This window comes from Streptomyces sp. (genome assembly GCF_035644915.1).
Classification (GTDB): Bacteria; Actinomycetota; Actinomycetes; order Streptomycetales; family Streptomycetaceae; genus Streptomyces.
Map to the genome: position 1 here is coordinate 1 of NZ_DASQNP010000085.1, position 13,589 is coordinate 13,589.

Below are 13,589 nucleotides of genomic sequence, written 5' to 3' on the forward strand. Positions count from 1 at the left end.
CGTGATCCGCCTCACAGGACCTGAGCCTGCAGGGCTCAACCCCACTTGACGGGTGTCAGGCTCGACGTACCCTGAGCCCCAGGCACTCAAGTCCGAACAGGAAGGCACTCACCCATGGCACGAGCGGTCGGCATCGACCTCGGCACCACCAACAGCTGCGTCAGCGTCCTGGAGGGCGGCGAGCCCACCGTCATCACCAACGCCGAGGGTGCCAGGACCACGCCGTCCGTCGTCGCCTTCGCCAAGAACGGCGAGGTGCTGGTCGGCGAGGTGGCCAAGCGCCAGGCCGTCACCAACGTCGACAGGACCATCCGGTCGGTCAAGCGCCACATGGGCACCGACTGGAAGATCGGCCTGGACGGCAAGGACTTCAACCCCCAGCAGATCAGCGCCTTCGTGCTCCAGAAGCTGAAGAGGGACGCCGAGGCCTACCTGGGCGAGAAGGTGACCGACGCGGTCATCACCGTCCCGGCGTACTTCAACGACGCCGAGCGCCAGGCCACCAAGGAGGCCGGCGAGATCGCCGGTCTGAACGTGCTGCGCATCGTCAACGAGCCGACGGCCGCCGCCCTGGCGTACGGCCTCGACAAGGACGACCAGACCATCCTCGTCTTCGACCTCGGTGGCGGTACGTTCGACGTCTCGCTGCTGGAGATCGGCGACGGCGTCGTCGAGGTGAAGGCCACCAACGGTGACAACCACCTCGGTGGTGACGACTGGGACCAGCGCGTCGTCGACTACCTGGTCAAGCAGTTCCAGTCCGGGCACGGCGTGGACCTGTCCAAGGACAAGATGGCGCTGCAGCGGCTGCGCGAGGCCGCCGAGAAGGCGAAGATCGAGCTGTCCTCGTCCACCGAGACCTCGATCAACCTGCCGTACATCACCGCGTCCGCCGAGGGCCCCCTGCACCTCGACGAGAAGCTGACCCGCGCCCAGTTCCAGCAGCTGACCGCGGACCTGCTGGAGCGCTGCAAGACGCCGTTCCACAACGTCATCAAGGACGCCGGCATCTCGATCAACGAGATCGACCACGTCGTCCTGGTCGGCGGCTCCACCCGTATGCCCGCCGTCGCCGAGCTCGTCAAGGAGCTGACCGGCGGCAAGGAGGCCAACAAGGGCGTCAACCCGGACGAGGTCGTCGCCATCGGCGCCTCGCTCCAGGCCGGTGTCCTCAAGGGCGAGGTGAAGGACGTCCTGCTGCTCGACGTCACCCCGCTGTCCCTCGGCATCGAGACCAAGGGCGGCATCATGACCAATCTGATCGAGCGCAACACCACGATCCCGACCAAGCGCTCGGAGATCTTCACCACGGCCGAGGACAACCAGCCGTCGGTGCAGATCCAGGTCTACCAGGGCGAGCGGGAGATCGCGGCGTACAACAAGAAGCTGGGCATGTTCGAGCTGACCGGCCTGCCGCCGGCGCCTCGCGGCGTGCCGCAGATCGAGGTCACCTTCGACATCGACGCCAACGGCATCATGCACGTCTCCGCCAAGGACCTCGGCACCGGCAAGGAGCAGCGGATGACCGTCACCGGCGGCTCGGCGCTCCCCAAGGACGACATCGAGCGCATGATGCGCGAGGCCGAGCAGTACGCGGAGGAGGACCAGCGCCGCCGCGAGGCCGCCGAGACGCGCAACCAGGCCGAGCAGCTCGTCTACACCACCGAGAAGTTCCTCAAGGACAATGAGGACAAGGTGCCCGGTGATGTGAAGTCCGAGGTCGAGGCCGCGGTGGCCGACCTGAAGGAGAAGCTGAAGGGCGAGGACACCGCCGCCATCCGCGAGGCGTCCGAGAAGGTCGCCTCCACCAGCCAGAAGCTCGGCCAGGCGCTGTACGCCGACGCCCAGGCCCAGCAGGCCACGGGCGCCGCCGGCGGTGCCAAGGCCGACGGCGACGACGACGTGGTGGACGCCGAGATCGTCGACGACGACAAGTCCAAGGGTGGTGCAGCGTGACGGAGGAGACTCCGGGTTTTGAGCAGGAACCCGACGTCCCTACCGACCCGGCGGCCCGGCAGGCGGGTCAGCACGACCTGAACGGGCAGCCCGCCCCGGGCGGCGGGCAGCCCGAGCAGCCCGGAGACACCGCGGCGCAGACCTCCGGCCCCGCCGAGGAGGCGGGTCCGGAGGACCTGCCCGGGGACGGCACGGTGGCGGCGCTGACCGCCCAGCTCGACCAGGCCCGCACCGCGCTGAACGAGCGCACGCAGGACCTGCAGCGGCTCCAGGCGGAGTTCGCCAACTACCGCCGCAGGGTCGAGCGGGACCGGATCGCGGTCCGGGAGATCGCGGTCGCCAACGTGCTGACCGAGCTGCTGCCGGTACTGGACGACATCGGCCGCGCCCGGGACCACGGCGAGCTGGTCGGCGGCTTCAAGTCGGTGGCCGAATCGCTGGAGACCGTCGTGGCGAAGATGGGCCTGCAGCAGTTCGGCAAGGAGGGCGAGCCCTTCGACCCGACCGTGCACGAGGCCCTGATGCACTCGTACTCTCCCGACGTCACCGAGACGACGTGCGTGCAGATCCTCCAGCCCGGGTATCGCATCGGCGAGCGCACGATCCGTCCCGCGAGGGTCGGGGTCGCCGAGCCGCAGCCGGGCGCGCAGCCGTCCAAGGGTGAGGCACAGCAGGGTGAAGCGGCATCGGATGAGGAGAGCGGTGGCCCGGAGCAGGGCTGACGCCGCGGACAGCGGAAGAGACCGGGAGGAGGGACGCCGGGGATGAGTACCAAGGACTTCGTGGAGAAGGACTACTACAAGGTCCTCGGCGTCCCGAAGGACGCCACCGAGGCGGAGATCAAGAAGGCGTACCGGAAGCTCGCCCGCGAGTACCACCCGGACGCCAACAAGGGCGACCGCCAGGCGGAGGAGCGCTTCAAGGAGATCTCCGAGGCGCACGACGTCCTGGGCGACCCCAAGCGCCGCAAGGAGTACGACGAGGCACGCGCGCTCTTCGGCGCCGGCGGTTTCCGCGCCGGGCCGGGAGCGGGCGGCGCCGGCGGCTTCAACTTCGACCTGAGCGACCTCTTCGGGGGCGCCCAGGGCGGCGCGGGCGGCTTCGGCGGCGGCCTCGGGGACGTCTTCGGCGGACTGTTCGGCCGTGGCGGTGCCGGGGCGCGCACCCAGCCGCGCCGCGGCCAGGACATCGAGTCCGAGGTGACGCTCAGCTTCACCGAGGCGGTGGACGGGGCCACGGTCCCGCTGCGGATGTCCAGCTCGGCGGCGTGCAAGGCCTGCTCGGGCACCGGTGACAAGAACGGCACCCCCCGGGTCTGCCCGACCTGCGTCGGCACCGGGCAGGTCAGCCGCGGCGGCGGGGGCGGCTTCTCGCTCACCGACCCGTGCGTGGACTGCCGGGGCCGCGGCCTGATCGCCCAGGACCCGTGCGAGGTCTGCAAGGGCAGCGGCCGGGCGACCAGCTCGCGCACGATGCAGGTCCGCATCCCCGCCGGGGTCGCGGACGGCCAGCGGATCAGGCTGCGGGGCAAGGGCGCGCCGGGCGAGCGCGGCGGACCGAACGGAGACCTCTACGTCGTGGTGCACGTCGAGCCGCACCCGGTGTTCGGCCGCAAGGGCGACAACCTGACGATCACCGTGCCCGTCACCTTCCCGGAGGCGGCGCTCGGCGGTGAGATCAGGGTGCCGACCCTGGGCGGACCGCCGGTCACCCTCCGGCTTCCGCCGGGCACGCCCAGCGGGCGGACGATGCGCGCCCGCGGCAAGGGAGCGGTGCGCAAGGATGGCACCCGGGGAGACCTGTTGGTCACCATAGAGGTGACGGTTCCGAAGGATCTGAGCGACAAGGCCCGGGACCTGCTGGAGTCCTACCGCGACGCGACCGCGGGCGAGGATCCGCGGGCGGCGCTGTTCGAGGCCGCGAAGGGAGACTGACGAAAGATGGACGGCCACGGCCGCGGACGACAGAGCCAGGGACGCGGACGCAACAATCCCTATGAGCTGACGGACGACTCGCCGGTCTACGTCATCTCGGTCGCCGCCCAGCTCTCCGGGCTCCATCCGCAGACGCTGCGGCAGTACGACCGGCTCGGGCTCGTCTCCCCCGACCGCACGGCCGGCCGCGGTCGCCGCTATTCGGCGCGCGACATCCAGCTCCTGCGCCAGGTGCAGCGGCTGTCGCAGGACGAGGGCATCAACCTCGCGGGCATCAAGCGCATCATCGAACTGGAGAACCAGGTCGCGGCTCTCCAAGCGCAGGTGGCCGAGCTCCAGCAGGCGCTGGAGAGCGCGGCGGTGGCCATGCGCCAGCGCGAGGCGCAGGTGCACGCGTCGTACCGCCGCGACCTGGTCCCCTACCAGGACGTGCAGCAGTCCAGCGCGCTGGTGGTCTGGCGTCCCCAGCGCGCCAGGGACTGACCGCGACGGGTCGCCCACGACCGCGCCGACCGCGACTGGGCCGCCCACGACCGCGTCACCCGTGGCGGTCCGGCCGCTCCCGGCCGGCCGCGGCGGGTCGGCCGGACGGCCGATCGGGACGGGTCCTCCGGGGTGAATCCGCACGTCCCCCGGACGGACGCCGTCCGTCACCCGGCCGGCGGTGCGCGGATGGCTGGGACGCGCCGGCGGGGCGCAGCGTGAGGGCATGGACAAGATACGCGCCGTCATAGCCGCTGTCGTCACCGTCGCGACCTCCGCCGCGCTGCTGGGAGCCGCGCCGCTGAACGTTCCCGCGCCCGGCCCGGCAGCCGCTCCCGCGGCCGGCGCCGCCCAGGCGCCCTGGCCCCTCGGCACCGTCAGGACCGTCGGGAAACTCGTCGGGACCTACGCCGACGGGCAGCTCCTCACCTGTTCCGGGGCCGTCGTGGACGCCCCCAACGGGAGCGTCGTCGTCACGGCCGCGCACTGCGTCCACAACCCCGGCGAGCCCCGCTGGCAGCAGGCCTGGTTCGTCCCCGCCTACCACCGCCACGGCACCGCGAACGCCGCCCGGGTCGGCTGGCGCGTGACGTCCGCGCACCTGGAGGACGCCTGGCGGAACGGGCGACTGCCGCAGGCCCTGCCGTACGACTACGCCTTCCTGACCGTCGAGCGGAAGGACGGGCGGACGATCCAGGAACGCGTCGGGGCCAACCGGATCGACTTCGAGCCCGTCGACCCCGCCAAGCCGACCGTCGCCCTCGGCTACCCGGCCACCAGGCCCTACGACGGCGAGGCGCTCGCCCACTGCGCGGGCACGCCCACCCTGCTGACCGGCCGGGACACCCAGCAGCCCAACGTGGGCGGGCTGCTGCTGCAGTCCTGCGACCTGACCCAGGGGTCCAGCGGCGGGCCGTGGCTCCAGGACTACGACGCGGCGAGCCAGTCCGGCACGGTCGTCGCCGTGATGTCGGTCGGTGACGACCGGGGCCGGGTGCTCGGCCGTCCCCTTCCGGACGGGGCGCGGCGGCTGCTGGAGGCGGCGGGCGGGGTCCTCGGCGACTGAGCCCGGCCCGGCCTCCTGGGCCGGACTCCTCAGACCGAGCCCATCGCCCGGTCCAGGGCGATCTCGATCAGCACCCGCTCCGGATTGGGCGCCGGGGTGCGCTGGTAGCGCTCGGCGTACCGGGCCACGGCGTCCGCGATCGCCCCGGCGTCGGTGCGTACGGTCGCGACGCCCTCCAGGGTGGCCCAGCGCCTGCGGTCCACCTGGCAGACGGCGACCCGGGCGCCCCCGGGGCGGTCGGCGGCCGCCAGGATGTTGGCGACCTTGGTGCTGCCGCGCCGGGTGATGACCCGGGCCAGGCCCGCCTCGGGGTCGTAGGTGACGCCGACCGGCACCACATGGGGCGTTCCGTCGGGCCGGAGGGTGGTCAGGGTGCACAGATGGCGCTCGCGCCAGAAGGCGAGGTAGGCGTCGTCCGGATGCCGGGGGTCCCGCCGGGAATCTGTGGCCATGGAGCAGAAACTATCGCCGGTTCTCCTCCCGTCCACGCCTTGAGTGGAATAGACTCAACTTAATGCATGTTGACGCATGCAGAGTTGGCGAATGGAGGAGGAGCACGCCCCGTGGATGCCGAGCTGACCAACAGGAGCCGGGACGCGATCAGCGCGGCCGACAACCGCGCCCTCACCGGCGGACACCCGGACATCACCCCGGCACACCTGCTGCTGGCCCTGCTGGAGGGCCGGGACAACGAGAACATCCAGGACCTGCTGGCGGCCGTCGACGCCGACCAGGCGGCCCTGCGCTCCGGCGCCGAGCGGCTGCTGACCGCCCTGCCCAGCGTGCAGGGCTCCACCGTGGCCCGGCCGCAGCCCGACCGCGAGCTGCTGGCCGTCCTCGCCGACGCCGCCCAGCGGGCCAAGGAGCTGGGCGACGCCTACGTCTCCACCGAGCACCTCCTCATCGGCCTGGCAGCCAAGGGCGGCCAGGCGGGCAAGCTGCTGGCCCAGCAGGGCGCCACCGACGCCAGGCTGCTCGACGCCTTCGAGCGCAGCCGCGGCGGCCAGCGCGTCACCACACCCGACCCCGAGGGCACGTACAAGGCCCTGGAGAAGTTCGGCACCGACCTCACCGCCGCCGCGCGCGAGGGCAGGCTCGACCCCGTCATCGGCCGCGACCAGGAGATCCGGCGCGTGGTGCAGGTGCTCTCGCGGCGCACCAAGAACAACCCCGTGCTCATCGGCGAGCCCGGGGTCGGCAAGACCGCCGTCGTGGAGGGCCTGGCGCAGCGGATCGTCAAGGGCGACGTCCCCGAGTCGCTGAAGAACAAGCGCCTGGTCGCCCTCGACCTGGGCGCGATGGTGGCCGGGGCGAAGTACCGCGGCGAGTTCGAGGAGCGGCTCAAGGCCGTCCTGGCCGAGATCAAGTCCAGCGACGGCCGGATCATCACCTTCATCGACGAGCTGCACACAGTCGTCGGCGCGGGCGCCGGCGGCGACTCGGCGATGGACGCGGGCAACATGCTCAAGCCGATGCTGGCCCGCGGCGAGCTGCGCATGGTCGGCGCCACGACGCTGGACGAGTACCGCGAGCGGATCGAGAAGGACCCGGCCCTGGAGCGCCGCTTCCAGCAGGTGCTGGTCGCCGAGCCGACCGTGGAGGACACCATCGCGATCCTGCGCGGCCTCAAGGGGCGCTACGAGGCGCACCACAAGGTGCAGATCGCCGACGGCGCGCTGGTGGCCGCCGCCGCCCTCTCCGACCGCTACATCACCTCCCGCTTCCTGCCCGACAAGGCCATCGACCTGGTGGACGAGGCCGCCTCCCGGCTGCGCATGGAGATCGACTCCTCGCCCGTGGAGATCGACGAGCTCCAGCGGGCCGTGGACCGGCTGAAGATGGAGGAGCTGGCGCTGGCGGGCGAGAGCGACGCCAGTTCCCGGGAGCGGCTGGAGCGGCTGCGCCGCGAACTGGCCGACCGCGAGGAGGAGCTGCGCGGCCTCACCGCCCGCTGGGAGAAGGAGAAGCAGGGCCTCAACCGCGTCGGTGAGCTGAAGGAGAAGCTCGACGAGCTGCGCGGCCGGGCCGAGCGCGCCCAGCGCGACGGCGACTTCGAGGCCGCCTCCAAGCTGCTCTACGGCGAGATCCCGGCCCTGGAGCGCGAGCTGGAGGAGGCGTCCGCCGCCGAGCAGGAGGCCAGCAAGGACACGATGGTCAAGGAGGAGGTCGGCGCGGACGACATCGCCGACGTCGTCGCCTCCTGGACCGGCATCCCGGCCGGGCGGCTGCTGGAGGGCGAGACCCAGAAGCTGCTGCGCATGGAGGAGGAGCTGGGCAAGCGGCTGATCGGCCAGACCGAGGCCGTGCGGGCCGTCTCCGACGCCGTGCGCCGGTCCCGCGCCGGGGTCTCCGACCCCGACCGGCCGACGGGATCGTTCATGTTCCTCGGCCCGACCGGCGTCGGGAAGACCGAGCTGGCCAAGGCGCTCGCCGACTTCCTCTTCGACGACGAGCGGGCGATGGTCCGGATCGACATGAGCGAGTACAGCGAGAAGCACTCGGTCGCCCGGCTGGTCGGCGCGCCTCCCGGCTACGTCGGCTACGAGGAGGGGGGCCAGCTCACCGAGGCGGTGCGGCGGCGCCCGTACAGCGTGGTGCTGCTGGACGAGGTGGAGAAGGCGCACCACGAGGTCTTCGACATCCTGCTCCAGGTGCTGGACGACGGACGGCTGACCGACGGGCAGGGCCGGACGGTGGACTTCCGCAACACCATCCTCATCCTGACCTCCAACCTCGGCAGCCAGTTCCTGATGGACCCGCTGGCCAAGGAGGAGGAGAAGAAGGAGAAGGTCATGGCGACCGTCCGCTCCTCCTTCCGCCCGGAGTTCCTCAACCGGCTGGACGACCTGGTGATCTTCTCCGCGCTCAGCGGCGAGGAGCTGCGCCGCATCGCCCGGCTCCAGATCGACGGCCTCGCCCGGCGCCTGGCCGACCGGCGGCTCAGCCTCGACGTCACCGATGCCGCGCTGGACTGGCTGGCGGTGGAGGGCAACGACCCGGCCTACGGCGCCCGCCCGCTGCGCCGCCTGGTCCAGACGGCGATCGGCGACCAGCTCGCCCGGAAGATCCTGGCCGGCGAGGTCCGCGACGGCGACACGGTCCGGGTGGACGTGGACCTCGAGCAGGAGGGGCTGGCCATCGAGCCGGTGCGCGGCTGACGCCGTACCGGTGTCGTACCGGCACCGTGGAGCGCACGCCCGGCGGGCGGCACGGGGCCCCGCCCCCGCGCCGCCCGCGTCCGTCCGCGGGCCGCGGACGCCGGCCCGTCAGCCCGACGGCCGATGCCGGGGGGCGGCTGGGCTTGCCACGACCGGGCCGGGGTGAGGGAGGATGGCAGGACATCGTATGAAGGGAAATCCACGGTGACTATCGACCCGTCCTCGATTCCGAACTTCGGGGGCCAGCAGCCCGAACAGCAGCCGACAGGGCCTGCCGGGCCTGTCGTCCCCGACCAGGACCTGGTCAAGCAGCTCCTCGACCAGATGGAGCTGAAGTACGTCGTCGACGACGAGGGTGACCTCGCGGCGCCGTGGGAGGAGTTCCGCACCTACTTCATGTTCCGGGGGGAGAAGGAGCAGCAGATCTTCTCCGTCCGGACGTTCTACGACCGCCCGCACTCCATCGAGGACAAGCCCCGCCTCCTGGAGCTGATCGACGACTGGAACCGCCGCACGCTGTGGCCGAAGGTCTACAGCCACACGCACGACGACGGCACGGTCCGGCTGATCGGCGAGGCGCAGATGCTGATCGGCATCGGGGTCTCGCTGGAGCACTTCGTGTCCAGCACGGTGAGCTGGGTGCGCGCCTCGATCGAGTTCGACCGGTGGCTCGTGGAGCAGCTCGGCCTGGCCAAGGACGTGGAGTCCGGCGACGACGAGGACTGACCCCCACCCGCGGCGGGAGCCCCGGCGGCCCCGGGCACACCGGACGCACCGGTCATGTGCCCGGGGCCGTGCCGTCCCGGCGGTTCCGGGGGAGGTCCGGCCCCCGGGGGTGCGGCGGGCGCCGGATCACAGCCGCCGGAGGCGCGACACGGCCTCCCGCAGGACGTCCTCGCGCTTGCAGAACGCGAAGCGGACCTGGCTGCGCCCGGCCTCCGGGTCGTCGTAGAAGACGGCGTTGGGGACGGCGACCACGCCGCACCGCTCCGGCAGGCTCCGGCAGAAGGCGAGGCCGTCCTTCTCGCCGAGCGGGGCGATGTCGGTGGTGATGAAGTACGTGCCCTGCGGCCGGTGGACCGCGAAGCCCGCCTCGGCGAGCCCGTCGGCGAGCAGGTCGCGCTTGGCGCGCAGGTCGGCGCGGAAGGCGGTGAAGTACGCGTCCGGCAGGCGCAGCGCCTCCGCGACGGCGTACTGGAACGGGCCCGCGCTGACGTAGGTCAGGTACTGCTTGGCGGTGCGCACGGCCGTGACCAGGGGGGCGGGCGCCGTGACCCAGCCGACCTTCCAGCCGGTGAAGGAGAAGGTCTTGCCCGCCGAGGAGATGGAGACCGTGCGCTCCCGCATGCCGGGCAGGGAGGCGAGCGGGACGTGCTCGCCGTCGAAGACCAGGTGTTCGTAGACCTCGTCGGTCACCACGAGCAGGTCGCGCTCCACCGCCAGCTCGGCGATGGCGGCGAGTTCCTCCCGGGTGAGGACCGTGCCCGTGGGGTTGTGCGGGGTGTTCAGCAGGAGCAGGCGGGTGCGGGGGGTGACGGCGTCCCGCAGGGCGTCCAGGTCGGGGCGGAAGCGGGGGGCGCGGAGGGTGAGGGGGACGCGCACCGCGCCCGCCATCGCGATGCAGGCGGCGTAGGAGTCGTAGTACGGCTCGAAGGCGATCACCTCGTCGCCGGGCTCCAGCAGCGCCAGCAGCGCGGCGGCGATGGCCTCGGTGGCCCCGGCGGTGACCAGCACCTCGGTGTCGGGGTCGACGGACAGGCCGTAGAAGCGCCGCTGGTGCTCGGCGACGGCCGCGCGCAGCTCGGGGACGCCGGGGCCGGGCGGGTACTGGTTGCCGCGGCCCTCGCGCAGCGCCCGTACGGCCGCCTCCCGGACCTCCTCCGGGCCGTCGGTGTCGGGGAAGCCCTGGCCCAGGTTGATCGCTCCCGTACGGGCGGCCAGGGCCGACATCTCGGCGAAGACCGTGGTGCCGAATGCGGCCAGGCGGCGGTTGAGCGGCGGTCGTCCGGTGGAGGTCATGGCGGACATCCTCCGCCCAACCTCTGGACTTCCTCAACTCCGCTTTGCCGCGGACGGCCGCGGGGCATCGTGTTCACAAGCCCCACACGGGGGATGTGTGTGGACGAGGGGGGCATCATGACGTTCTTCGTCATCGCCAGTCTGTTTCTGATCGTGCTCGTGGTGCTGGTCTCCTGGGCCGCGACCAACCGGAGGGAGCGCCGCCCCGCGCGCAGGAGCCACGGCGACGCCGCGTCCGGTACCACGTGGTGGGCCGGCGGTGACGGCGGCGGCGCGTCGTGCGGTGGCGGCGGCGCGTCGTGTGGTGGCGGGGGTGGCTGCGGTGGCGGGGGTGGCTGCGGCGGCAGTTGAGACTCTTTCACCCGTACGGCGGTTGCCGAACGAGCAACTAGAACATCTGATCTGTTAGGCCCCCGCTGGTATGGAAAACCGACGAAGGTGGGTAAAAAGCCGGTGGGCGCCGCGCGTTCCGTGATTCGGTGAGTGTTGCAACCCGGACCCCACGTGGGCACGAACCGGTGAACAGACGTTCCCTCTGGTCCCTTCCGGTCCACGTTCGAGGGGCGGGCCGGCCCACTTTCACTGCGTGCTTGCGGAGCCGATCCATGCTCACCACCCTCAAGACCTCGTACACCGACACCCGTGCCGGTGACCTCGCCTGGGCGCTGGGACGCGACCCCCTGCCCGCCCTGGCGAAGCTGGACATCGAACTCTCCGGCGTCCGCGTGCAGTTGAGGCTGCTCGGCGCCTCGCACCAGGTGCTGCTCGACGACCCGGACGGCACCTTCTGCTCGGAGACCGTGGCGTGCATGCCCGGCAGCAGGACGCCGCTGCCGCTGGGCGTGTCCAAGCGGATCGACGACTGGGAGTACGCGTTCGCGGCGCGCGTCGAGACGCTCTCCGGCGGCTCCTTCGCGGGGCGCGCCCAGGAACTGCTCGCGCTCGTCGCGGACCACCCCCATGGTCTGGCCGGGACCTTCCCCGGCAGCCCGCACGCCTTCACCGCCCTGCTGGTGCAGCGGTGCGGCGGCCAGGTGCACTGGCGGACCTGGCACGCCTATCCGCAGGAGAGACGGCTGGTGGTGACGCACACGAGAGTGGGGGCGAGGGTCCGGGAACCGGAGTGCGCGGGCGTGTGAGCCCGATGTGCGCCGTGCGCGCCGTACGCAAGGGTGACCGAAACGCCAGTGCGGTTATTTGTGCCTCGTATTGCACCCGTGTGGGTGACAGGAGGCGCGTTTGGGGCCACGTAGCGTTACGGACATGATCGAAACGCCCGCTTCCGCACCGGCGGGACCGCCCGAACCGGCGCCGCACCACGCCCCGGCCCGGCTGCCCGTGCCGGCCGGGGTCGGCCGGTTCCTCGTCCTCACCGGGGTCTTCGTCTGCGCCGCCTGCGGGCTGGTCTACGAACTCGAACTCGTCGCCCTCGGCTCCTACCTGGCCGGCGACTCCGTCACCCAGACCTCCGTCGTGCTGTCGGTGATGGTCTTCGCCATGGGGCTGGGCTCGCTGCTCGCCAAACGGCTGCGCACCCGCGCGGCGGCCGGGTTCGGGATCATCGAGGCGCTGCTGGCCCTGGTCGGCGGCTGCTCGGCGATGGCGCTGTACGCGTACTTCGCCTGGATCGGCGACTGCCAGGCCGTGCTGATCGGCTTCTCACTGGTCATCGGGGTGCTCATCGGAGCCGAGATGCCGCTGCTGATGACGCTCATCCAGCGGATCCGGGAACAGGACGCGGGAGGCGCCGTCGCCGACCTGTTCGCCGCGGACTACGTGGGCGCCCTCGTCGGCGGGCTCGCCTTCCCCTTCCTGCTGCTGCCGCTGCTCGGCCAGCTCTCGGGGGCCCTGCTGGTCGGGACGGTGAACGCCGTCGCGGGCGGCACGCTGGTGCTGTGGCTGTTCCGCAGCGATCTGTCCCGGCGGGCCCGCCGCACCCTGGTGGCCGTCAACGTCCTGGTGGCGGTGCTGCTGGTCACCGCCACCACCGTCGTCGGCCCCTTCGAGCGGGCCGCGCGCCAGGCGGTGTACGGCAGCGAGGTGCGGACGGTGCTGAGCACCGACATCCACGAGATCGTGCTCACCGGGGGCGATCCCTTCTCGGGGCGGGCCGGGCCGGAGGCGTTCGGGATGTTCCTCGACGGCCGGCTGCGGGTGCACAGCGAGGACGAGCGGCGCTACCACGAGGCACTGGTGCACCCCGCGATGGCGGCGGGCCCGCGCGGCAGGGTGCTGATCCTGGGCGGCGGCGACGGCCTCGCGCTGCGCGAGGTGCTGCGCTACCCCGACGTCGACTCGGTGACCGTGGTGGAGCTCGACCCCGGCGTCGTCGAGGTGGCCCGCACCGACCCGGTGCTCAGCCGCCTCAACCGCCGGGCGTTCGACGACCCGCGGACGCGGGTCGAGACCGGCGACGCCTTCGACTGGCTGCGCACCTGGACGCGCTCCGGGCAGCGGCCGTACGACGTGATCCTCTCCGACCTGCCCGATCCGGGCATCTCGGCGAACACCCGGCTGTACTCCCAGGAGTTCTTCGGGCTGGCGGGCCGGGCGCTCGCCGGGCAGGGGCGGCTGGCGGTGCACGCCGGGCCGGCCGGCGAGCGCCCCCGCGCGTACTGGACGGTGGAGGCCACGGTGCGGACGGTGGGCCTGCGCACGGCCCCCTACGTGGTGGACGGGCGGCTGACCGGCTTCACGGCCGGCCCCGACCGCGCGCAGCGGCAGGGACGGACGGGGCACGGACGGTCCGGCGACTGGGGATTCGTCCTGGCGGCGCCCGCCGCGAGGCCGCCGCTCACCCTCGATCCGGGAGGACCCGGCCTCCTCGCCTTCGACCGGGCGGACCTGCGCCGGTCCGCCGCGCGCGCGGAGAACGGCCGCATCACCGGGCTGCCCGCCTCCACCCTGATGCACCCGTACTACCGGGAATGAGCCCGGTGGCCGGCCGGTCCGGCGGCGCGGCGGGGGCAGTGC

General features: G+C 72.3%; 12 protein-coding genes. 10 read left to right on the forward strand and 2 right to left on the reverse strand.

Features of this window, described 5'->3' with window-relative positions:
* Positions 1-114 precede the first annotated feature (114 nt).
* From dnaK to VE546_RS10420, 5 genes are all read left to right on the forward strand, one after another.
* Entirely contained in the window at positions 115-1,956 is a 1,842-nt protein-coding gene (gene dnaK / locus VE546_RS10400; protein WP_324920905.1) for a molecular chaperone DnaK, read from the forward strand.
* Positions 1,953-2,678, forward strand: a complete 726-nt coding sequence (gene grpE / locus VE546_RS10405) for a nucleotide exchange factor GrpE (RefSeq protein ID WP_324920906.1) — start codon at positions 1,953-1,955, stop codon at positions 2,676-2,678. Before dnaK ends, grpE begins: the two co-directional genes overlap by 4 nt.
* Before the next feature lie 42 nt (positions 2,679-2,720).
* Positions 2,721-3,890 carry a molecular chaperone DnaJ gene (dnaJ, locus tag VE546_RS10410; protein WP_324920907.1) on the forward strand — a complete coding sequence of 390 codons (1,170 nt, stop codon included), beginning with the start codon at positions 2,721-2,723 and terminating at the stop codon, positions 3,888-3,890.
* Between the two features lie 6 nt (positions 3,891-3,896).
* Positions 3,897-4,373: a heat shock protein transcriptional repressor HspR gene (locus VE546_RS10415; RefSeq protein ID WP_324920908.1), complete on the forward strand. Its 477-nt coding sequence runs from the start codon at positions 3,897-3,899 to the stop codon at positions 4,371-4,373.
* Between the two features lie 226 nt (positions 4,374-4,599).
* Positions 4,600-5,439, forward strand: a complete 840-nt coding sequence (locus tag VE546_RS10420; RefSeq protein ID WP_324920909.1) for a trypsin-like serine peptidase — start codon at positions 4,600-4,602, stop codon at positions 5,437-5,439.
* Positions 5,440-5,468: 29 nt separating this feature from the next.
* Here VE546_RS10420 and VE546_RS10425 read toward each other — a convergent pair whose 3' ends face one another.
* A complete protein-coding gene (locus tag VE546_RS10425) occupies positions 5,469-5,891 on the reverse strand; it encodes a pyridoxamine 5'-phosphate oxidase family protein (protein WP_324920910.1) in 423 nt (140 codons plus the stop codon).
* A gap of 111 nt (positions 5,892-6,002) precedes the next feature.
* Here VE546_RS10425 and clpB point away from each other — a divergent pair, with 111 nt between their 5' ends.
* Both clpB and VE546_RS10435 read left to right on the forward strand, forming a co-directional pair.
* A complete protein-coding gene (gene clpB, locus VE546_RS10430; protein WP_324920911.1) occupies positions 6,003-8,597 on the forward strand; it encodes an ATP-dependent chaperone ClpB in 2,595 nt (864 codons plus the stop codon).
* A gap of 204 nt (positions 8,598-8,801) precedes the next feature.
* Positions 8,802-9,323 carry a YbjN domain-containing protein gene (locus VE546_RS10435; protein WP_324920912.1) on the forward strand — a complete coding sequence of 174 codons (522 nt, stop codon included), beginning with the start codon at positions 8,802-8,804 and terminating at the stop codon, positions 9,321-9,323.
* A gap of 126 nt (positions 9,324-9,449) precedes the next feature.
* Here the strand turns inward: VE546_RS10435 and VE546_RS10440 are convergent, their stop codons facing one another.
* Positions 9,450-10,625, reverse strand: a complete 1,176-nt coding sequence (locus tag VE546_RS10440) for a pyridoxal phosphate-dependent aminotransferase (RefSeq protein WP_324920913.1) — start codon at positions 10,623-10,625, stop codon at positions 9,450-9,452.
* A 108-nt stretch (positions 10,626-10,733) separates the two neighbouring features.
* Here VE546_RS10440 and VE546_RS10445 point away from each other — a divergent pair, with 108 nt between their 5' ends.
* The 3 genes from VE546_RS10445 to VE546_RS10455 all read left to right on the forward strand — a co-directional run bounded on the left by VE546_RS10445 (position 10,734) and on the right by VE546_RS10455 (position 13,547).
* Positions 10,734-10,967 (forward strand): hypothetical protein, encoded by a 234-nt coding sequence (locus VE546_RS10445; protein WP_324920914.1) that lies wholly within the window; start codon positions 10,734-10,736, stop codon positions 10,965-10,967.
* A gap of 254 nt (positions 10,968-11,221) precedes the next feature.
* Positions 11,222-11,755 carry a DUF2617 family protein gene (locus tag VE546_RS10450; RefSeq protein ID WP_324920915.1) on the forward strand — a complete coding sequence of 178 codons (534 nt, stop codon included), beginning with the start codon at positions 11,222-11,224 and terminating at the stop codon, positions 11,753-11,755.
* A 124-nt stretch (positions 11,756-11,879) separates the two neighbouring features.
* The gene (locus tag VE546_RS10455) at positions 11,880-13,547 is read left to right on the forward strand and encodes a polyamine aminopropyltransferase (RefSeq protein WP_324920916.1); all 1,668 of its coding nucleotides are present in this window, start codon (positions 11,880-11,882) and stop codon (positions 13,545-13,547) included.
* Positions 13,548-13,589 lie beyond the last annotated feature (42 nt).

Bases quoted from the DNA above. Each gene is read 5' to 3' on its own strand.
- dnaK (WP_324920905.1), top strand. From the start codon at position 115: ATGGCACGAGCGGTCGGCATCGACCTCGGCACCACCAACAGCTGCGTC.
- dnaJ (WP_324920907.1), top strand. From the start codon at position 2,721: ATGAGTACCAAGGACTTCGTGGAGAAGGACTACTACAAGGTCCTCGGC.
- VE546_RS10415 (WP_324920908.1), top strand. From the start codon at position 3,897: ATGGACGGCCACGGCCGCGGACGACAGAGCCAGGGACGCGGACGCAAC.
- VE546_RS10420 (WP_324920909.1), top strand. From the start codon at position 4,600: ATGGACAAGATACGCGCCGTCATAGCCGCTGTCGTCACCGTCGCGACC.
- VE546_RS10425 (WP_324920910.1), bottom strand. From the start codon at position 5,891: ATGGCCACAGATTCCCGGCGGGACCCCCGGCATCCGGACGACGCCTAC.
- VE546_RS10440 (WP_324920913.1), bottom strand. From the start codon at position 10,625: ATGTCCGCCATGACCTCCACCGGACGACCGCCGCTCAACCGCCGCCTG.
- VE546_RS10445 (WP_324920914.1), top strand. From the start codon at position 10,734: ATGACGTTCTTCGTCATCGCCAGTCTGTTTCTGATCGTGCTCGTGGTG.
- VE546_RS10450 (WP_324920915.1), top strand. From the start codon at position 11,222: ATGCTCACCACCCTCAAGACCTCGTACACCGACACCCGTGCCGGTGAC.
- VE546_RS10455 (WP_324920916.1), top strand. From the start codon at position 11,880: ATGATCGAAACGCCCGCTTCCGCACCGGCGGGACCGCCCGAACCGGCG.